We start from the raw sequence: 20,205 nt of genomic DNA, 5'->3' as shown, positions 1-20,205 counted from the left end.
GCCGCCCGACCGGGGTCCCCGACTCCCTCCACGGGCCCGACATCCCGGCCGGTGGGAGGAGGCGGCCTCCTCCCACGGCAGGACCCGGGCGCACGGGCGTCCGCCTATCGTGGAGGGTGTGAACAGACCTTGGATCGAGCCTGCGTTCGACAGAAGATTCGCCGGTCTGCGCATCCTGATGCTGGCCGGCGCCATGGTCGGCCACGTCCTCCTCCTGCAGCGCCCGACCGGGCCACGGGACTGGGCCCTGGCAGCGGCCGGGCTCGCGCTCTGCCTGGCCGCGGGGAAATGGGTGTTCGGCGCGCTCCTGGCGCAGTCGGTCCTGCTCGTCGCCGCACACGCGCTGGGCGCGACCACCGTCGCCCCGCTGAAGGTGCTGGCCGCCGTCACCCTCTTCGAGCTGGCGGTACAGCAGGCCGGACGCCGCCCCGCCGCCGCCGCGAGCGCACTGGCACTCGCCGTCGCCGCGAACCGCTTCGAGGACCTGCCCGGCGAACTCCTCCCGGTGCTCTACAAGATGGGTATCGTCGCCGGCCTGCCGCTGCTCCTCGGCGCGTACGTACGCGTGACCCGCGACGCAGCGGCGCATGCCCGTGAACACGCGCGGCAGCAGGAGTTCCGTGCCGAACAACAACTGCTGGCCGCCCGCGCGGCGGAGCGCACCACCATCGCGCGCGAACTGCACGACCTCGTGGCGCACCACGTCTCCTCCATGGTGCTGCGCGTCGGTGTCGCCCGGCACGTCACCGCGGCCGCCGGCACGCCCACCGACCCGCGGATCACCGACGTCCTCGACGACCTGCACGCCAGTGCCGGCGCGGCACTGACCGACCTGCGGCGCCTGGTCGCCGTACTGCGGGCCCCGGACGGGACCGGTCCCGGCACCGGCTCCCTGGTCGAGCCCGGCGCCCTGCCGGCCGCCTTGCGGTCGGTGGTGGAACACAGCCGCCGGACCGGCCTGACGGTGACGGCATCCGTGGACCCCCGCCTCGCACGGCTCGACGCGGTACGCGGCCTCGCGGTCCTGCGCCTGGCCCAGGAGGGCCTGGCCAACGCGGCCAAGCACGGCGGGCCCGGCGCACACGCCGACCTCGCCGTACGGGTGGCCGAGGACACCGTTCACGTGACGATCCACGACGACGGCGCCGGCCGGGCCCGGCCGGCGGCATCCGGTCCTTCCGGACACGGCTTGATCGGCATGCGTGAACGCGTGGACCTGCTCGGCGGCCGCATGGATGCGGGCCCCGCCGCCCAGGGCTGGCGGCTCACGGCCGAACTCCCCACCCCCGACTTCGACATGGAGCCCCACCTGTGATCCGCATCCTCGTCGTCGACGACCAGCAACTCGTTCGCATGGGGTTGCGCATGCTCTTCGAGCAGGCGCCGGACATCGAGATCCTGGGTGAGGCGGACAACGGCGCGGAGGCCGTACGACTGGCGGAACACCTGAATCCCGACGTCGTGCTCATGGACTTGCGGATGCCCGGAATGGACGGCATCACCGCCACCCGCCGCATCCTGACCGCACGCCCGGCCACCCGCATCGTCGCCCTCACCACCTTCGACGACGACGATCACCTGTATCCGGTGCTCGCGGCCGGAGCCTGCGGTTTCCTCGTCAAGGACACCCCGCCGGCCGAACTCCTGGAAGCCGTACGCCGGGCCGCCAAGGGAGAGGCGCCCTTCAGCCGGGACGTCCTCGACCGCCTCGTGGCCCAGGCCCTCCGCACCCGTTCCCCCTCGGACGCTCCCACGGACATCCCCGTGCCCGCCATCACCCCGCGCGAACGGGAGGTCCTCGGACTGCTCGGCGTGGGTCTGTCCAACAAGGAGATCGCCGACCGGCTGCACCTCGGGGTCACCACGGTGAAGACGCACGTGGCCGGCCTGATGGCGAAAACGGGCCGGGACAACCGCATTCGTCTCGCCGTCCTCGCCGTCCTCACCGGCATCACACCGAAGTGACCGCCGGTCCGGGTGACGGCCGCGTGGCAGGACGACGGTGCCCACCCCGGTCCACCGGTCCACCGGTCCACCGCCCCCGTTCAGCGGTGGACGCTGTCGGGGGCGCGCCACCTCGACACCGCCCGTGCGCCCGTCAGGGTGGAACGGCTACGGGAATCCGTACGAGTGGGGCCCGAACCGTACGAGTGGGGCCCGAACCGTACGAGTGGGGCCCGAACGGGCGGCGCGTCGAGCGTTCCCCGACCTCTCCCGATGCCCCATGTTTCCGTGTATGCCTCCCACCGCGCGCACGATCGCGCAGCGCTATCCGGAACGGGTCACCTACGACCGGGACGCGGTCTACGCGATCCTGGACGAGGCGCTGGCCGTTCACGTCGGTTTCACCACCGACGACGGACCGGTGGTCATCCCGACAGCGTCATCCCCGGAAGGCTGTCCGGGCCCCACGCCGCGCGTCGCCCGAGTGTCGCGGAGGCTCGGTACACGGCCTGCCTGAAGATGCCGATCGAGGAGTTCTCGATGAAGGTGAGGGCCGGCTTCGCCCGCGACGAGCCCAAGGACGACGCCGTCGAGGCATGGGCCGAGCTGGCCGCCGATCCCGGCCACGTCCGCCACGTCCTGCGGAACGGCAACGAGCGCGTCCGCGACGTCGCGGACGACACCCTCACCCGGGTGAGGGCCGCCATGGGAATGACCGGCTGATGCACCACCATGCCGGGGGGCGGGCCCGGGCCCCGGCCATCGCCGCCGGCAGCGTTCGACGGGGTAGGTCTCCGACATCGGACCGACCCCGACCCCGACGCCGAAGCCGAAGCCGAGGCCTGGGCGCGGTCGCGTATCAGCGGTCGGCGGAGGCCGGGCCGGGCCGCGGCGAGGTGTTCGCGAGGCAACCGAGTCGGGAGGCCGTCGTGGGGGAGCCGTCGGCGGCGTTGCGGTCGTAGGTGACCTTTCGGACGGAGACGGGTCGGGTGCCGACCGAGAGGTCGAGGTGGTTGTCGTGGCCGGGGACGACCTGCCGACGCGCGCCGGGCAGGGCAGCGGCCAGGGTTGCCGCGTGGTCCTCCGCTCCCGGGGCGTACCGGATCAGTGGCGGTCGGGACGGGCGTGCCTGGGGTGCCTGGGCGGAGGTGTCGACCGTGGTGAACCCGGCCGCGCGCAGGGCCGTCGCCACCTCGGCGTCGTCGACGCGGATCATGACCCGGGCGGGGTCCGCGGGCACGGGTGTGTCCGGAACGGGCTGGATGCGCAGGTCGCCGGTGAGCGGCCGGTCCGCGGCGAGGGCCTCCCACAGGGCCTTGGAGCGCTCTTCGTCCCAGACGAGGGTGGAGCCCACGTTCGGGACGCGGTGATCGAACAGGCGGATCGGAACGGTGGCGAACTCGGTCCGTTCCGCGCTGAGGGCTCCGAGCCGCGTGCCGATGCGGATCAGGTCGGCGAGACCGGTGCCGCTGTCGGTCCGTACCGACTTGAGCAGGGTCCGCGCGGTCGCGGCCGTGGCCACCGGGTCGGCCAGCGCGCCCTCGACGCTGAGGCGGGTCAGCAGGTCGGAGACGGCGCGCTGCTGGCGCCGGACGCGGCCCAGGTCACCGGGGTTCCCCCCAACGTGTCGGGCGCGGACGTACCGGAGCGCATTGTTCCCGTCGACATGGTGGACGCCTGACGTCAGCTCCAGCCCCGAGTTCGCGTCGTTGAGGGGCATGTTGGTGCACAGGGTTGCCCCGTCGAGGCCGTTGACGGCCTGCTCGAAGCCCTTGAAGTCGGTTTCGAGATAGTGGTGGACCCGCAGTCCGGTCGCCTTCTCCACCGTTTTGACGGTCAGGGCACCGCCTCCCCGGGCGTGCGCATTGTTGATCTTCCCCCGTGCGCGGCTGTCGTCGGCGAACTCGACGTAGGAGTCCCTGGGGATGGATACCACGCTCGCGCGGCGACCGTCCTCCGACAGGTGCACGAGCATCATCACATCGGTGCAGTCGCAGGCCTTCCCCCCGACGTGAAGCCGGTTCTTCTCCGCCCTGGAAAGCCCGGCCCGACTGTCGAGGCCGACGACCAGGATGTTCGTCCCGTGACCGGTGGACCTGTCGGCCGGCGGAGCTGTCCATGCGACCCCTGAGACCAGCGTCGTGAGGAGGGTCAGCGAAACGGCAAGACGGATCAACGCCTACTCCTGGATGGCTGAGGAAGTCGAGCGGCCCGGACCGGGAATCCGAGAGGGCGCGAGCGACGCTAGCCACGGAGCCCCGCACGGACCGTCGTCCCACGCCGAGGACACACTCCGCCGGCCGGGCAGCCGTACCCTGATGGACCGCTCGTCATACATCCATATATGTCGGCCGGTTCCTCGTGTCCGGCGAATCACCGTGGGAGCGAATCCGTTCGAGACGCCATGCCAGTCCGTGGATGGCGCACCCCTGACGACGAACCGAAGGATCCATGCCGCGTAGACGGCCAGGACGGATCCGGGCCGGCCCCGACCGCCGTGCCGGTCGGGGCTTTCGACGTCCTCCATCGAGGGGTGTGGTCAGACGCTGATCGCGAGCTTCCCTCGCGCTCCGCCGTCGACCAGCAGCGCCAGCGCGTCCGGAACCCGGTCCAGCGGGAACACCGATCCCACGCTCGGACCGACCCGGCCCGCCTCGACATGAGCGGCCAGCTCGTCAAGGTCGCTGCGCTTCTGACGACTTCCGAGCATCGTCAGCCGCTGCCGGGTGAACGGCGACCGTACGAGCGCCTGGAACTGCCGGCCCATGCCGATCCAGTCCCCGCAGTCCTCTCCGCCCGCGATCACCAGCGTGCCGCGAGGCGTCAGAACCCGGCGCAGCCGTGTCAGAGGAAGGCCGCCCGCGAGGTCCACCACCAGGTCGTGGCGCGGGCCACCGGCGGTGACGTCCTCGCGGGTGTAGTCCAGCACGTGGTCCGCGCCCAAGGAGCGCACCAGATCCGCCTTGGCCGGTCCGCACACCCCCGTGACCTCGGCCCCGAACGCCTTGGCCAATTGCACGGCGTAGGTGCCGACGCCCCCGGACGCACCGGTGATCAGAACCCGCTGCCCGGACCGGACCCGCCCCGCGTCGCGCAGCGCCTGGAGCGCGGTCAAGCCCGACACCGCCAGCACGGCCGCCTCCTCGAACCCCAGCCGTTCCGGTTTGGGCGTGATCCGGTCGGCGCGGGCCACCGCGTACTCGGCGAAGGAACCGCGCGCCGTCCCGAACACCGCGTCCCCGACGGAGAATCCCGTCACTCCCGGCCCGAGCGCCGCCACCGTCCCCGCCACGTCCAACCCGACCGCGGGATTGCGGGGACGCCGCAGGCCCAGGGCCGCCCGTACCGCATACGGGTAGCCCGCCATGAGGTGCCAGGTACCCCGGTCCACACCCGCGGCCCGGACCCGCAGCAACACCTGCCCGGAAGCGGGCACCGGTCTTTCCACCTCTTCGAGGCGGAGTACCTCGGGCCCTCCGTATCCCCTCTGGAGGATCGCCTTCATCATCGTCGCGCCGCCCATGGCCACTGCTCCGCTCTTCCTCACGTACCGCTACCGTACTAAGTACGACTTACTTAGTACGGTACGATCGGCGCTGTAGTCAAGCCGGTGAACCGGGTGGGCCCGGCCGCGGACGAGATGGAGGCGCAGGTGTCCCAGCAGGTTCCCCTCAATCGGGCCAAGGTCCTCCAGGAGGCGGTCGCGCTCGCCGACGAGGAGGGTGTCGCCGGGCTGACGATCCGGGCCCTGGCGCAGCGGCTCGGCGTGAAACCGATGTCGCTGTACCACCACGTGCCGAACAAGGAGGCGATCCTCGACGGCATCGTCGACACGGTCTTCGCCCAGATCGAGCTGCCCGCCGACGATCCCGACTGGCGCAGCGCCCTCGGGCGGCGTGCGCACAGCGCCCGCGAGGTTCTCGGCCGACACCCCTGGGCCACCGTGGTGATGGAATCGCGCGCCCACCCCGGCCCGGCCACCCTGCTCCACCACGACGCGGTCCTGGGCATCCTGCGGCGCGCGGGATTCCCGTACGCCCTCGCAGGGCACGCCTACTCACTCCTCGACAGCTACGTGTACGGCTTCGCCCTGACGGAAGCGGCCCTACCGTTCGCGCCGCAGGACGTGGAGATCGCCGTGGGTGACTACCTCGCGGCGTTTCCGACCGACGCGTACCCGAACCTGGTCGAGTTCGCCCAACACCACGTGCTCCAGCCCGGGTACACCTACGGCGCCGAATTCGGCTACGGCCTGGACCTCATCCTGGACGGCCTCGCCGCCCGCCTTGCCGCGTCCACCGCGACCTCGTAGAACGCGCGGGGTGCCGACCGACGGCGGGTGGACCCCAAGGGGTTCGGCCTCCGAGGGGCGGACCCCGCCCTCCCGCAGGATTCGCCGGGTGGCCCCCCGCGCGTCGCATCCCGGAGCGGGCCCGAGAGACCAACGGTGCGCGGAGTCCGGACTGGGGGCGGCGGCCGGCGACAACGCGTAGGCGGCGCCTCGTGGCCGCCCGTTGTGGGAAAAAGTGGGATCTTGCGCCTCCGGGGCGGACCCTGTTGGCTCTATTCGGATCATGACCGGCGACGGTGCCGGACAGACCGACCAGGGGGGAACCCGGATGACCACGCACCAAGTTCACGGACTCGCGGCCGCCGTCGCCGCGTCCGGCTTGGCTGTCGGCCTCGCGCTGACGGCCGGCATGGCCCAGGCACATGCCACGACGCCGACTCCCGTACCGAGCATCACCTGCACGCCCGCTCCGCCCTCGACGCCGTCGCCGACGCGCCCTCCGGTTCCGTCGCCGAGTGCTCCGCCGAGTTCGACGCCGGGTCCGACGGCTACGCCGGTGCCGACGTGGGCGGGGCTGGTGGGGTCCGTGTCCGCTGTGAAGCCGGCTTCGGCGCGTGTGGGCTCGGGTGGGGAGGTTCCGGGGCCGGGTCCCACGTGCATACCGGTGCCGCCTTGTGGGCCGTCGCCGTCGACGGTTCCGTCCCCGCCCTCGACGCCGTCGCCGACGCGTCCTCCGGTTCCGTCGCCGAGTGCTCCGCCGAGTTCGACGCCGGGTCCGACGGCTACGCCGGTGCCGACGTGGGCGGGGCTGGTGAGGTCGGCGCCCGGAGCGAAGGCGGCTCCGGCATCCGCGGCCACGGAGGCTCCGGCGCCGAGTTCCACGTGTTCGCCGGTCCCCACGACCGCGCCGTCCCCGAGCTCGGTCCCGACGACCGCGCCGTCCCCGACGCCTCAGCCCACAAGGCTTCCCTCGACTTCCGCTCGGTGAAGTAGCGGGCGGGTCCCCGCCCGGTACCGGCCTGGCTGAGCCCGGTACCGGCCTGGATGAGGGAGCGGGCGGGATCAGGGGCCGGGCGGGTGTCCTACGGGTAGGCCCGCCCGGCCCGGCGCGGAGCCGCGTCCTGTCGCGGGCCGGCCGGGCGGGAACCTCGTACGCGCGCCGACCACTGCCTCGTCAGCGCTCGCTCCGGCGGCGGACCATCTCGTTGATCCAGGTCGGTGCGTACGGGGACGTACAGCCCGGGGACGTCGGGTAGTCCTTGAGCACTCCGAGCCGCTCACCGATGCCGAGGGCGCGGGCCCGGTGCTCGGTGTGCTCGATCCCGATCTGGGCCAGGCAGTGGTTCATCGCCCACTGGAGTCGATCCGGGGCGTCCTTCATCCGCGCCTCGATGACGTCGAGCAACCCCTCCAGGTCGAGGCCTTCCGGCTTCTTCGCCACACGATCACAGGTCAGCGCCCAGCCGGCGCTCGCGACCACCGGATCCGGATCGGCCATCCACGCCTGCCGCAGTTCCTCGGCGTGGGCGTTCTTCTTGACGACGTAGTTCACGAGCCAGTCGTGCACCTTGGGCGCACGGGCCTGGCGCAGCATGGTGTCGAGCTCGTCGCGCTCGAACGACTTGGGGCGGCAGATCAGGAGGGCGAGGAGCCGGGCCGCCGTGTCGTCCGTGGCCCACAGCCGGCAGGCGAGTTCCTGTTGCGTCTTGAGCCGCTTCGCCAGGGCCCGCAGCTTGCCGAGGTTCACACCGTGATCGTCACCGTGCCTCTCGTTCACCGCCCGGGCCTTCGGGTCATCGAGCTCGGCCAGCTCGGCCATCACCTCGGCCACCGTCGTTTCGATCATTCCTCAGCCTCCTGTTCACCTGCGCCGCACCGACGCCACCGGTCCCCGACGGGCAAATACCGACACCGATGGGGGTCCCCCTGCAGTGTGCTCGCCTCGACGTGCCGACCGGTGGCAGGAATCGCCTTGGCCGAGGCGACGAGGCTCACCGAGTCGCCGTCCGAGGACTCGGGTTCCCGGACGGTGGCTCGACGCGGATCAGCCCCCACGACCCTTGCCGATGGTGGTCCGTGTCGTGAGTGGGCCGCCCGCACCCGCCCGAGTAGGAACACGGCCCGATCGCTTCCCGCGACCGATGCGCGAGGGAAGGGGGATGAGGTTCAGCGGCGGACCTGGCACCATGGGGCGGCGTCCGCCCCCTCCGAGCTTCCCGCCATCTCCCCGCCGTTTCTGGACGCATTGCTGGTCAGCCTGGCCGAAAATCCTGCCGCACCGCCGGAGGTCCTGACCCGCCTGACCGCGGCGAACATCGACCGGTCGGGTTTGGCCCGGCGGCGCGACCTGCCCACGGCCGCCGCAGCGGCGCTCGCCGCCGACCCTGATGCGACCGTGCGGACGGACCTCGCCTCGAACCCGAGCCTCCCGCCCGCGGTGCAGGTCGTACTCGCCGGCGACGCCGACCCGCGGGTGCGGGGCCGGTTGGCCCAAGGAGCGGATTACTTCACCACAGTGGGTGTGCACGGGTGCCGCATCCCGGACCCGCTGCCGCGAGCGGTCTACGAGCGACTGGCCCGCGATCCAGAGGTGAAGGTCCGCCGCGCGCCGGCTGCCAACCGCCATCTCCCGGACGATGTGCGGGCCACCATGATGGATGACGAGGACGTGCGCACGAGCGACATCGCCGTCGGCGAGTGGCCCGTGACGTCGACGGACCGGATCGGAGAGCTCCTGTCGCGCGTGAGCAGCACGTTCGGACGGCAGATGCTTCTGCTCCGCCTGGACGGTCCGCTCCCCACGGAGACCGCACGTGCCATGCTCGCCGAGATCGACTCCACGGCGGGCGACGCCGACGCTGGGGACCTGCGCCGGCAGATCGCCGAAGTCGTCGATCTCGACGCCGATTTGACGGGCCGCTTCCTGGCGGCTCCGGAACTGCGTCCCGCGGTGGCGGCCAACCCGACGTTGTCGGCCGAACACATCGCGGCCCTCGTGCGCGATGCGCACAACGACGTACGCGCGGCCGTTGTCGCCCGGCGCGGCCTCGACCCGGAGTTGCGGGAGTCGATACCGGTCGACTGCGAGGACGACAGCACCGACACGGTGGACTGGGTACTGACCGAGAGCCTGTCGGAACAGGACCAGCAGGCGCTTGCCCGAAGCCGCCACCAGGTCCTCCGCAAGTCGAGCGCCTGGCGATGCGGAGCACACCCCGGATTGCCGGCCGACACGATCGAGGCTCTCCTGTCCGCCGACGCCGACGCCGACGCCGACGCCGACGCCGACGCCGTGCGACGCCGTGCGACGTCGACCCGCGACGAACCCTGCCCTCCCGGTCGAGTGGCTGATCGGTCTCCTCGGTGCCACCGATTCCGCCGTCGCCGCAGGAGCTGCCGCGAACCCGACGCTTCCCGTGCACACGATGCACCGGATGCTCGAACAAGCAGAGCTGTGAGGACGCGGCACGATTCCATCGCAACGGTTCCGACGGCCCCTCAGGTCCTCACCGCGGACATCGGGCGGACGTGAACAGCAGGTCGCGAGGCGCACCGCCAACCGTCATGATCACGCAACCACGTGGTCACCGCCGGCCGGCCGAGCGGTACTGCGGGACGAAGTGGATCCCGACCAACGGCAACAAGGCCTGGACCGCGTTTTCATGCCGGGCCGTCGAATCCCCGCCACGCGGCCTACGCCGCGTAGATCACCAGGGTCTGTCCCGGCCGGCCGGCCACGTGGAACGCGGTGTAGGCGTACGTGGTCACGCCGCCGTCCGCGGCCCGGAGCCGCTTTCGTCCGCCTGCCCGTGCCTGGACCTCGAACCGCGGCCACCACTCCCGCACCTCGGAGCTGCCCTCGTGCAGTTCGTCGACGAGCCGCGTCTGGCGCGGATCCCCGGGTCGGGCTCCGGCCAGGGAGCGCACCCGCGCGAGCAGACCCCGTGCCTCCTCCTCCCAGTCGACGATGACCTCCCGCGCCCGATGGTCCAGGAACGTCCAGCGCGCCAGGTTCGGCGCCCTTCCGTCCGTGTCCGGCGTGACGAGCCCCGGGAACACCCGCTCGGTGGCCGGATTGTGGCTCAGGACGTCGTACGTCTCGTCGATCACATAGGCCGGATGGGGCTGCAACAGCAGCGGTACGGCGGCCACGTCCGGATCGAGGGGCTCGTGCCCCTCGGTGGACGGCGCGCGTCCGGCGAGCCGCAACAGGTGGTCGTGTTCGTGGGCGTCGAGGCGCAGGGCGCCCGCGAGTGCGTCGAGCACCTGGTCCGAGGCACGGATGTCCCGCCCCTGTTCGAGGTACGTGTACCAGGTCGCGCTCATCCCGGCGAGCAGTGCCAGTTCCTCACGCCGTAGCCCCGGGGTGCGACGACGGCCGGTCAGGGGCAGGCCCGCCTGTTGCGGGGTGATGCGCGCGCGACGGCTGCGCAGGAAGGCCGCCAGTTCGTCGCGTCGCTGCTGGGAGTCGGACCCCGCGCGCTCCGGCATGGCACTACCACCTTTTATTCCAGGATAAAGCGGCTCTGGATACCAGGGTAAAGCAGTCAGACACTGGTGCTTGCCGCAGATCACGAGCGGCATCGAACACGAGCGGGTCCGGCAGTCACCACGGGCCCGGCAGCCGTAACGGGCCCGGCAGTCACAACGGGCACACGAGTAAGCGAAGGAACCGTCATGTCAGGTATCGAGGGCAAGGTCGTCGCCGTCACCGGGGCGAGCAGCGGCATCGGGGAGGCGACCGCGCTCCTGTTGGCCGGTAGGGGCGCCCGGTTGGTGCTGGGCGCCCGACGCACGGAGCGGCTGGAAGCGCTGACGGAGCGGATCGAGAAGGCGGGCGGCGAGGCGGTTCCCCTGCGGACGGACGTGACCCGGATCGCCGACCTCCGTGCACTGGTCGCCCTGGCCGGCGAGCGTTTCGGACGGCTGGACGTCCTCGTCGGCAATGCCGGCGTCGGCACGATCTCGCCGCTGGACGATCTGCGGGTCGACGAGTGGGACCACATGGTCGACGTCAACATCAAGGGCGTCCTGAACGGCATCGGCGCGGCCCTCCCCGTGTTCCGCGCCCAGGGCTCCGGGCACTTCGTCACGACGGCTTCGACCGCCGCGTACCGCGTCGTACCCGCCATGGCCGTCTACGCCGGAACGAAGGTCGCCGTACGGGCCATCTGCGAAGGGCTGCGGCAGGAGGCCGGGCCGACCCTGCGGGTGACCACCATCTCGCCCGGTGTGATCTCCACCGACTTCGCCGGGGCGTCGAGCAACGCCCGGGTGCGCGGCGACATCACGCGCATGCGGGACGAGGTCGGTATCGCACCCGCCTCGGTGGCGCGGGCGGTCGCGTACGCGATCGAGCAGCCGGCGGACGTGGACGTCAACGAGATCGTGGTCCGGCCGACGGCGCAGAGCTGACCCGACCCGACCCGAACCGACTTGATCCGCCCTGCCCCCGCCCCACCCAACAGGACCGGCGGGAGGCCGGGGCGGGCCGTGGGGCGGTCCGGGTTCGTGTCCTATCGCGGTGCGGAGGTCACGTGGAGCCGTGCGTCGGCGCCGATGACCGCGATGGCCGCCGAGGAGCCGTCCGGGGCGGCGGAGGGTTCGCCGCTGAACGGCCCGCCGTCGCCGACCGCACCCCAACCCGGTATACCGGGCCCCGTGGTGCCGAGTGCTCCGGTGCCCATCCGGCCGGCCAGGACACCGCCCGCCACGGCCACGGGGCCGTAGCCCTGGGCCCCGTCGCGGGTGGAGACCGCCACGACTGCCGGTCCGGTCGGTCCGTTCGGTCCGGTCGGTCCGGACCGCACCACGGCCGTCAGGACCTGCCCGCTGTCGGGGACGGGGCGGCGGTACAGGAGGCGGGCGTCGGCGCCCGATACGGACGCGGTGAGCGGAAGCGTGGTCGCGGGAAGACCGGTCGGCGTCGCCGGACCGAGCTCCGCCCCTGGACCCTCACCGGCCCAGGCCAGCACCGACCGCCTGGTGCTGGCGAAGACGAACGTGCGCCCCCCGGCCTCCACCGCCACCGGCGTACCGCGTACCTCACGGCCCCCGCAGTGCGTCCAGGGTCCCCAGGAGCCGTCCGCCGAGCCGGTGCGCTCGCGCAGCGTGAAGTCGCCGTCCCGGACGAACGCGTGCAACCGCCCCGCGGTATCCACCGTCACGGCCGGCGCGCTGATGTCGAGGGTGGCCTGTGGGTTGGTGACCTGGGGGGAGGAAAGGGAGTGCCAGGGTCCGAAGTTCGTCGCCCGTGCGTCCCGGACCGCGTAGACGACCTCGCGGCGGTAGTCCGTCGCGCCGCCGCCCGTCGTGCGCGTGGCGAACAGGGCGGTGCCGCCGTCGGGAAGGCGTACGGCCGAGGCGATCTGGTCGATCCCGGTGCCCGGGAGCAGTGTCGGTGCCGACCAGGGGGCGTGGAGGCCGGGGCGTTCCCATGCCGCCGCCCGGCCGTCGAGGACCCCGAACGCCCCGGCGGATCCGTCCGCTCCGGTCGTCAGCCAGGACGTGGTGGTGCCGCGGGCGTAGCGGATCGTTCCCGCCCAGTCCCCGTAGCCCTGCGGATGCGCGTCGATCTTCAAGTCGCCGCAGCCCGCGCTGCTGCCGCAGTAGTCCTGATGGTCGCTCCAGCCGTAGGTGAGCAGTGACCGGAGCTTGAGGCGGGCCGCGTCCGCGGCGAGCGCCGGGCCGAACTCGCCGCTCTGATACCCCAGATACGCCTGCACGGTGAAGTGGGGCCGCAGCCGCGCGGGAACGGCCGCGGCATAGCGTGCGAGGGCCTCCTGAGCGAACCGCGCACCGTACACGTGGTCCTGGTGATCGGCGTTCGGGTCACCACCGGGCGTCGGGTCCTGGACGCGCACGAAGGTCGGACGGATGGAACCGAACACCCCGGCCAGGGAGTTCACGACCTGGGCGCGGGTGTAGGAGAACGGCCGCGTCACCGGACCGGCCGCCACGGCCTGGGCGGTGATCGCACCCGTGCGGCCGTTCCACAGCGCGCGCAGACTCACGGGCGCGTCCCCGTGGACGGATTCGGCCTCGCGCATCTCCAGCCACAGCAGGCGCACACCCGGACGGGCCCGCAGTACGTCCAGCTCCGCCGTACCGCCACCCGCGGTGGGGACGGCCGTACGCGTCCAGGCACTGGTCCGGTCACCGGTGGCCATCTGCGCGTAGGCCGCGCAGATCCCGTTCTGACGGGCCAGCGCGTAACCCGGTCGGTCGGCGAGCGGCAGCCCACCCCCGGTACCCGGCCGGGCCTCGGCGCGCTCGTCGATGTTGCGCCCGTCCGCCTCACCCGCGGTCAGGTAGACCGTCGTGAGCTGCTCGCCGGCGGTGATCGACTGGCGGATGTCAGGGTTCATGAAATACAGGTCGTCGTCGGGGTGGGCGACCACGTCGACGACCCGCGCCGCAGCGCCACCACGAGCCGGCACCGCGGCGCCGGGTACGGGGACGGCCGGTACGGAGATGGCGGGCGCGGCGGATACCGGGGCGACGTGCAGGGCCGGTCGGGAGCCGCCCGCGAAGGCGGCGCCCGCGCCCCCCGGCAGCGACGGCGCGCAAGCGGTCGCCGCCGTGACCAGGACCACGGCGGCTGCCGCGCCGGCGCGGCGCAGCGGGCGCGGGCGTGACGAGAAGCGGGAGGAGCGGTCCATGGAACGGCCTTCGGTCTGTGTCCGGGGCTTGGGGCCCCGGCGAACGGCCCACGACGCCCTGCGCCACCGCTCTCGACGCCCTGCGCCACCGCTTTCCGGGAACGTTCTCAGGCTATGGAGTACGGCCGTGCCGTCACATCGGCCGATCGGCCACAGTGGGTCCGGCGCTGCGGCGCTGCGGCGTGTCGGCGGTACCTGCGATGCGGTGGCGCCCCCGATTCGGTGATGCGCCCCATGACCGAATCCGGAGGTGGCCCCCCGCGGTCACCGTCCAGCGGCGGCCATCGGGTCGGGGAGGCGCACCGTCGGGTTGGTCCCGGTGACGTGCGGGAAACCGGCGGGTCGGACGGAGATGCGGCCGTGCCTGTTGGCGGCGGTGAAACACTCGGGCGGGGCTTCGGCTCCCGCACCCAGGTCGGATCGGCTCCACCGCACACCGCACACCGCACACCGTCATCGCGCCGCCCCCTCGCGCCCTCGTCCCCCCCCCCGGTCGACCGGCAGTCGGGTACCGTGCCGGGAACGGGGCGATCGACCCGTGCGGAACGCCTGCCCACGAGGGGAGGAGGCACGAGGGCCGGATAGCGGGAAGGGAACGTTCGCACATGCTCCATGACGACCAGGAGTGGTCGCAGAGCCTCCACGAGCTGTGGTCCCTGGCCGAGTCGGCCCAGGACGTCACCGCGCTCGCCTCCCGCATCTACGACATCCTGCTCGCCCAGTCCGGCGTCGTCGCCGTCACGGGAAGCCGCTGGAGCGATGGCCGGCTGACCTACCTGCGGTGGAGCACCCGCCGCGACCCCGGCCCCCACCAGCGCTTCCGCGACGGACAGGACCACGCGCCGGCACCGAGTCGCGTACCGGGCGACACGGCACACGTTCGCTCCACGACCCTGCCGAACGCCGACGACCCCACCTGGCCCGAAGCGACCCCGCTCGCCGAAGCGGGCGCGCGCTCCGCCCTGGTCTGCGACTTTCGGCTCGACCCCGAGGACTGGGCCGCCCTCACCCTCGGTCTGGCATCGACCCCCGCCGACGACGGCGTCCTGCGCACCAGGCTGCGTCAGGCGGCCGAGATCGTCATGTCCTGCCAACGCCGTCTGCTGGCCCAGCACGAGATCGAACGCCGGCAGGTCGCCGACGCCTTCCTCGCCGAAGCCTCCCTGCAGATGGACACCTCCCTCCATGCCGAGGAAACCCTGCGCAGGGTGGCCCGCCTCGCCGTACCCGCCATGGCCGAAGGCTGCATCCTGCACCTGCTGCGCAACAGACGCCTGGAACTGGTGGCCACCGCCCACGTCGCGGCTGCGGAGCAACGCCGGCTCGACCAGTACGCGACGGAGCCCTGGTTCGAGGAACTGCTGGCACGCGCCGTCGAAGGCGACCACGGACTCGTCCTCGGCACGAGCGGACTCGCCGCAGGACCCTTCGGCCCCGGCGGTAGCGCCGCCGGGCTGAACGTCCGCTCCCTCAGCGTCAGCCCCTTGCGCGCCCGCGGACGCGTCCTGGGCACCCTCACGTTCCTCTACCAACGCGAGCGGCCCGCCACCGCGGCCCCCTGGTTCCTGGCCGACCTGGCCCGCCGCGCGGCGCTCGCCATCGACACGAGCCTGCTCTACGAACAACGCCGCCAGGACATGGTCTCCCTCCAGCGTCACCTCCTCCCTCCCCAACTCCCGGGCGTGCCCGGTCTGGACCTCGGAGCCGCCTACGGGGTGGCGGACGCCAGCCTCGAAGTCGGCGGCGACTTCTACGACGCCGTACCCGACGGGAAGGGCGCCGTGTCCTTGTTCATCGGCGACGTCTGCGGTCGTGGCGCGGAAGCCGCCGCCCTGACCGGCCTCGCCCGCCACACCCTGCGCATCCTCCTGGAGGACGGCCACCCGCCCGAGCGGGCCCTGGCCCGGCTCAACCACGTCCTGCGCGCGCAACGGGCCTCACGCTTCCTGACCGCGGCTGTCGCGACCTGCGAACAGGTCGACGACGGCACCGGCGCCGTACGGGTCCGCCTCGCCTCCGCCGGACACCCGGTCCCACTGCTGCGCCGCGTCGACGGCACGGTCGAGGAGGTCGCCGTCCACGGCATGATGCTCGGTGTCATGGCGGAGACCGATCACCCCCCGACCACCTTCCGGATGGAGCCGGGGGAGACACTGGTCCTCTACACCGATGGACTGACCGAATCACGCGCCGATGACGACACCTTCTTCGAAAGCCTGCTGCCCGCGTGGATCGCCGACCACGCGGACGCCCGGGAAGGTGGCGCGGCCCGGTTGGCCGCCGGTCTGATCGACGCGGCTGCGTCCTTCCGCAGTACCGGCGTGGACGACATCGCGGTTCTGGTGGTCACCGTAGGAGGAGAACAGTGAGCGGCATCGGGGACATCCCGCACGTACCGTCCGAGTCCGGGGCGGGCGCCGGTGGTGGACCCTTCACCGAGAGCCCCCTCGACCACCGGTCGATCCTCGTCGTCGAGGACTCCGCCGAGGACGCGGAGGCCATCGAACGCGCCTTGAGTTGTTCCCACCCGCACCTGAGCCTGGAATTCACGGCTGACGGCGCGGGCCTGGTCGCCCGCTTGGAGAAGGCCGTCCGACTGCCCGGCATGATCCTGCTAGACCTGAACATGCCCGGAATGAGCGGGCACGAAGTCCTCGCCTCCCTGCGCTCCCGGCCCCGCTTCGACGAAGTCACCGTGGTGGTCTTCACCTCCTCCACCGCCTCCGCCGAAGTGGACGCCTGCTACGCGGCCGGAGCCGACAGCTACATCTACAAGCCCGTCAACTTCGACCTCTTCCGCACCGTGCTCAAGGGCGCCGTCGACTACTGGCAGTCCCAGACCCCGCAGCCCTCCGCCTGAACCACTCGCCCCACCTGCCCGATCCTCGCGCGAGCCCGGCCCCGGGTGGGCGGAGCCCCGATAGGCCTCAACGGTCGGCGGCGTCGGCGCCCTCGCCCAACGTGAAGTGGATGGATGTTCCTCGTCCCGGCTCGCTGGTCAGCCACAGCTGTCCGCCATGACGTTCGACGATCCGCTGCACCACCGCGAGTCCCACCCCCGTGCCCCCGCCGCGCTCGCCCACCTGGTGCAGCCGGCGGAACAGCTGGAACACCTCCGCGTGCCGCTCGACGGCGATCCCGATCCCGTTGTCCCGCACGATGACGCAGTCCACCGGCGCGGTCCCCGACGGTGCCACCACCCGCTCGACCGAGACCCTCACCCACCGATCATCATGATCACCGGCATACTTGGCCGCGTTGACCAGCAGGTTCACCAGGACCTCGTAGAGCCGGTGCGGATCCGCCCACACCTGCGGGAGGTCCTCGGGGCGCTCCACCCGCACCCGGGCTTCCGTCAGACGCTCACCCGCGACCTCCAGCGCCTGATCGAGCACCTCGTCCAGGCCCACCCAGGAACGCTCCAGCCCGGCCCGGCCCAGCCGCGCGTAGTGCAGCAGTGAGTTCAACAACTCGTCCATCCGGCCCGCCAGACGTCGCGTCGTCTCCAATCGCCGCACGGTCACCGCGTCCAGGCTTCCCGCCGCGTCCTCCAACACGAACGTCGCCGCGTTCGAGATGCCCCGCAACGGCTCCTTCAGATCGTGCGCCGCCGCATGCGCGAAGGAGTCCAGATCCAGGTTGAGGGCCCGCAATTCCTCGTTGACCGCCCTCAACTCGTCGGCGTGCCGCAGCAACAGTCCGCTGAGAGCGTGCCAGAACTCCCGGGCCGTCGCCTCGTCCGCTGCCGTCCACGGCATGCTCCGCCCCCGCATCGCCGCCCGGAACACCGCCGACGAACCGCGAGGGGTCAGGCGCTCACCGCGCGGCCCCAGCCGCACCGGCAGCGCCGGATCGGCCGCCCAGCTTCGGCTGGTGGGCCGCTCCCGCCTGATCCAGGCCAAGAAGTCCCCCGTGGCGTCGAGCGCGATCAGCACCACACCCGCCACCGCCGTGTCCCAGGCCTCCGTCCCCGCCCCCGCGCCGAGCGGATCCGCAGCCTCGCGCTCCGCGGACGTGGAGCCGTCGTCGGCCGCCGACCACACCGCGTACGCGTCGGATCCGGCTTCCTCACCGGGTGCCCCGGGGCCGCCCAAGTCCTCGGCCATGCGGTCGGTGCTCCACACGGCGCCCGCCGACATCCCGCCCGCCCGCCGTCGAAGTACGGCCACGGCGGACTCCGGCACCGGCGCACCGGAAACTGTCGTGCACCCGTCCCGTACGAGAAGGACGGCGTCGGCGTCCAACAACTCCCGCATCTGCCCGCCCCGCTCCCGCACCGACGTCACCAGGTCCGGGGTGAGATCGTGCAGCAGGAGCGACATCCGCCGGCGCGATTCCGCGAGGGCCGTGGCGTGCTCCCGCTCCTCGAACGCCATCAGTTGCAGAGAGAACGCGACACCGAAGAACTCGCACGCCGAGCGCAGCTCCGGGCTCAACCGGACGGGCCGGTCACCATGGCAGGCGATCAGCCCCCACAGCTCCTCGTCACGCAGCACGCTGACCGACATCGACGAGGCGACACCGATGTTGCGCAGGTACTCCAGGTGGAAACCGGAGACCGTCCGCAGTGCGGCCCCCGACAGGTCCAGCGGCCTTCCCGTGGCCTGCCGCACCGCCGGCACCAAGCCGGCCGAGGGGTCCTCCACATCCGCGATCACCCGGATCCAGTTCTCCTCGTACAGCCGACGCGCCTGCGGAGGAATGTCCGTCGCCGGAAACCACAGGCCCAGCCAGGGCTCCTTCCCGTCCAGCACGTCCTCGGCCACCACCTGCCCCGGCCCCTGCGGACCGTCGAACCGGTAGGCCACCACCCGGTCGTAGCCCGTCAGCGCCCGGATCTCCCGCACCGCCAGCTCACAGCACTCCGTGACGCTCGACGCGGACCGCAGCCGCACCAACGCGCGCCGGACCCGCTGGTAGAAGGGCGAGAACTCGAACGCTTGTTCTCCCGTCGAGGGCTCGAACTCCATCACCACGACGTCATCACGGCGGTGCGCCGATACGGTGAACCGTCGCGCCTGCGCCCCCACCCGCACCGGCAGCGCCACCTGACCCGTGCCGGCCTCGGCCGTGGCGTCGAGGATCTCGCTCCAGGTCCCCGGATCCAGCACCCTCTCCACGGACTCGCCCACGAGTTCCGCGGCGGGCAGGCCCAGGAGGTCCCCCGCGTTGCCGCCCACGGTGTCGATCACGCCGGAGATCGGCTCAACCGCGATGAGCGTCCCGTACGACTGGATTCCCCCCAGGAGGTGAATCGGTTCCCGCACGCACTCCGACAGGTCGAACCCGCCGCCGACGGCGGACTCCGCCGCCACCAGCCGCTCCGATAGCCACTTGTCCTCCACACCGCATCCCGCCTGCCGCCACCGTGCGGCCCCGGGACCGCGCACCCATCGTGTCACCTCCACCCGGGCCCCGACGTACGGTCCCCCCGAGGCACCGTGCGGAAGGAACGCCGACCTGCAGGGCGGGCCGGGCGGGCCGGGTCCACCGACATCACGACCGTCCAGCTCGCAGCCGCCGGGCGAACGCGGCCACCGCGGCGCGCAAGCCTGCAAGACGATGAGCGACACCGAACCGAGGGGCCGGTCCACTGACAGGAGGTGTCAGTGGACCGGCCCTAGCCTCTCGGTCATGAACAGCCCCCAGGTCACGAACGACATCGTCGAGCTCCGCCAATACACACTCCACTCGGGCGCCCGGGACACCCTGGTCGACCTCTTCGAACGGGAATTCGTCACGGGGCAGGAAGCGGCCGGCATCACCGTGGGCGCACGGTTCCTGGATCTCGACGACCCGGACCGTTTCGTATGGCTACGCGGCTTCCCGGACATGGCGACACGCGAGCGGGCGCTGCACGCCTTCTACCGCGGCCCCGTCTGGCAGGCGCATCGCGAGAGGGCCAACGCGACCATGATCGACTCGGATGATGTGCTCCTGCTGCGCGGACCGGGCCTCGCTGCCCCGAGCAGCACGGGACCCGTCGTCGCAACCATCTGCCACCCCGTGGACCCCGCGGCCTTCGCCGACCACTTCGAGCGACACCTGCGCCCCGCTCTGACCGCTGCCGGAACCCCCGCGCAGGCCGTGCACCGCTCCGAGCACGCGGAGAACACCTTCCCCGCACTTCCGATCCGGACCGATGCGGACGTTCTGCTCTGGTTCACGGCCGGACGCGCGCCACACCTCCCGGACCTCTCGACCCGGCTCAAGTCGCCCCCACAGCAACTTCGACTTGAGCCCGTCGGGGCGGCAGCCCTGAAGGGATGAATGATTCCAAGGGGCCGATGACGCACTGCCGGCGCCGGC

At 72.1% G+C, this 20,205-nt stretch carries 18 protein-coding genes; 11 read left to right on the top strand and 7 right to left on the bottom strand.

Annotation, left to right across the window (positions count from 1 at the left end; translation table 11 throughout):
* Positions 1 to 118 precede the first annotated feature (118 nt).
* The 4 genes from ACZ58N_RS20580 to ACZ58N_RS20565 all read left to right on the top strand — a co-directional run bounded on the left by ACZ58N_RS20580 (position 119) and on the right by ACZ58N_RS20565 (position 2,667).
* Positions 119 to 1,315, top strand: coding sequence for a sensor histidine kinase (locus ACZ58N_RS20580; RefSeq protein ID WP_471161724.1), 1,197 nt, complete (start codon positions 119 to 121; stop codon positions 1,313 to 1,315).
* Entirely contained in the window at positions 1,312 to 1,965 is a 654-nt protein-coding gene (locus tag ACZ58N_RS20575; protein ID WP_471161721.1) for a response regulator, read from the top strand. Before ACZ58N_RS20580 ends, ACZ58N_RS20575 begins: the two co-directional genes overlap by 4 nt.
* Positions 1,966 to 2,236: 271 nt before the next feature.
* Positions 2,237 to 2,461 (top strand): hypothetical protein, encoded by a 225-nt coding sequence (locus ACZ58N_RS20570; RefSeq protein WP_471161718.1) that lies wholly within the window; start codon positions 2,237 to 2,239, stop codon positions 2,459 to 2,461.
* Positions 2,462 to 2,484: 23 nt separating this feature from the next.
* Positions 2,485 to 2,667: a hypothetical protein gene (locus ACZ58N_RS20565; RefSeq protein WP_471161715.1), complete on the top strand. Its 183-nt coding sequence runs from the start codon at positions 2,485 to 2,487 to the stop codon at positions 2,665 to 2,667.
* 136 nt (positions 2,668 to 2,803) lie between these two features.
* Here ACZ58N_RS20565 and ACZ58N_RS20560 read toward each other — a convergent pair whose 3' ends face one another.
* Positions 2,804 to 4,120, bottom strand: coding sequence for an LCP family protein (locus ACZ58N_RS20560; RefSeq protein WP_471161712.1), 1,317 nt, complete (start codon positions 4,118 to 4,120; stop codon positions 2,804 to 2,806).
* 363 nt (positions 4,121 to 4,483) lie between these two features.
* Positions 4,484 to 5,491, bottom strand: coding sequence for an NAD(P)-dependent alcohol dehydrogenase (locus ACZ58N_RS20555; RefSeq protein ID WP_471161709.1), 1,008 nt, complete (start codon positions 5,489 to 5,491; stop codon positions 4,484 to 4,486).
* 63 nt (positions 5,492 to 5,554) lie between these two features.
* Here ACZ58N_RS20555 and ACZ58N_RS20550 point away from each other — a divergent pair, with 63 nt between their 5' ends.
* Positions 5,555 to 6,256: a TetR/AcrR family transcriptional regulator gene (locus ACZ58N_RS20550; protein ID WP_471161707.1), complete on the top strand. Its 702-nt coding sequence runs from the start codon at positions 5,555 to 5,557 to the stop codon at positions 6,254 to 6,256.
* A 324-nt stretch (positions 6,257 to 6,580) separates the two neighbouring features.
* Here ACZ58N_RS20550 and ACZ58N_RS20545 read toward each other — a convergent pair whose 3' ends face one another.
* Positions 6,581 to 6,895: a hypothetical protein gene (locus ACZ58N_RS20545; protein WP_471161704.1), complete on the bottom strand. Its 315-nt coding sequence runs from the start codon at positions 6,893 to 6,895 to the stop codon at positions 6,581 to 6,583.
* On the opposite strand from ACZ58N_RS20545, the gene ACZ58N_RS20540 reads away from it, so the two are divergent.
* Positions 6,890 to 7,228: a hypothetical protein gene (locus ACZ58N_RS20540; protein WP_471161702.1), complete on the top strand. Its 339-nt coding sequence runs from the start codon at positions 6,890 to 6,892 to the stop codon at positions 7,226 to 7,228. The genes ACZ58N_RS20545 and ACZ58N_RS20540 overlap by 6 nt on opposite strands.
* Before the next feature lie 181 nt (positions 7,229 to 7,409).
* Here the strand turns inward: ACZ58N_RS20540 and ACZ58N_RS20535 are convergent, their stop codons facing one another.
* Positions 7,410 to 8,081 (bottom strand): DNA alkylation repair protein, encoded by a 672-nt coding sequence (locus tag ACZ58N_RS20535; RefSeq protein WP_471161699.1) that lies wholly within the window; start codon positions 8,079 to 8,081, stop codon positions 7,410 to 7,412.
* A 399-nt stretch (positions 8,082 to 8,480) separates the two neighbouring features.
* Here ACZ58N_RS20535 and ACZ58N_RS20530 point away from each other — a divergent pair, with 399 nt between their 5' ends.
* Positions 8,481 to 9,767: a hypothetical protein gene (locus ACZ58N_RS20530; protein ID WP_471161696.1), complete on the top strand. Its 1,287-nt coding sequence runs from the start codon at positions 8,481 to 8,483 to the stop codon at positions 9,765 to 9,767.
* A gap of 161 nt (positions 9,768 to 9,928) precedes the next feature.
* Here the strand turns inward: ACZ58N_RS20530 and ACZ58N_RS20525 are convergent, their stop codons facing one another.
* Entirely contained in the window at positions 9,929 to 10,726 is a 798-nt protein-coding gene (locus ACZ58N_RS20525; RefSeq protein WP_471161693.1) for a helix-turn-helix transcriptional regulator, read from the bottom strand.
* 186 nt (positions 10,727 to 10,912) lie between these two features.
* Here ACZ58N_RS20525 and ACZ58N_RS20520 point away from each other — a divergent pair, with 186 nt between their 5' ends.
* The gene (locus tag ACZ58N_RS20520; protein ID WP_471161690.1) at positions 10,913 to 11,650 is read left to right on the top strand and encodes an SDR family oxidoreductase; all 738 of its coding nucleotides are present in this window, start codon (positions 10,913 to 10,915) and stop codon (positions 11,648 to 11,650) included.
* 101 nt (positions 11,651 to 11,751) lie between these two features.
* Here ACZ58N_RS20520 and ACZ58N_RS20515 read toward each other — a convergent pair whose 3' ends face one another.
* Positions 11,752 to 13,896, bottom strand: a complete 2,145-nt coding sequence (locus ACZ58N_RS20515) for a PIG-L family deacetylase (RefSeq protein ID WP_471161687.1) — start codon at positions 13,894 to 13,896, stop codon at positions 11,752 to 11,754.
* Between the two features lie 605 nt (positions 13,897 to 14,501).
* Here ACZ58N_RS20515 and ACZ58N_RS20510 point away from each other — a divergent pair.
* Positions 14,502 to 16,265, top strand: a complete 1,764-nt coding sequence (locus ACZ58N_RS20510) for a PP2C family protein-serine/threonine phosphatase (RefSeq protein WP_471161684.1) — start codon at positions 14,502 to 14,504, stop codon at positions 16,263 to 16,265.
* 92 nt (positions 16,266 to 16,357) lie between these two features.
* A complete protein-coding gene (locus ACZ58N_RS20505) occupies positions 16,358 to 16,756 on the top strand; it encodes a response regulator (protein ID WP_471162037.1) in 399 nt (132 codons plus the stop codon).
* Between the two features lie 67 nt (positions 16,757 to 16,823).
* Here the strand turns inward: ACZ58N_RS20505 and ACZ58N_RS20500 are convergent, their stop codons facing one another.
* The gene (locus ACZ58N_RS20500) at positions 16,824 to 19,241 is read right to left on the bottom strand and encodes an ATP-binding protein (RefSeq protein ID WP_471161681.1); all 2,418 of its coding nucleotides are present in this window, start codon (positions 19,239 to 19,241) and stop codon (positions 16,824 to 16,826) included.
* Positions 19,242 to 19,530: 289 nt separating this feature from the next.
* On the opposite strand from ACZ58N_RS20500, the gene ACZ58N_RS20495 reads away from it, so the two are divergent.
* A complete protein-coding gene (locus ACZ58N_RS20495) occupies positions 19,531 to 20,166 on the top strand; it encodes an NIPSNAP family protein (RefSeq protein ID WP_471161678.1) in 636 nt (211 codons plus the stop codon).
* The last annotated feature ends 39 nt before the right edge of the window (positions 20,167 to 20,205 follow it).

The sequence above is a fragment of the Streptomyces sp. NPDC040432 genome, assembly GCF_055595445.1.
Note: the sequence above shows the minus strand (reverse complement) of the source record. Positions and strands in the feature narration are given on the sequence as shown.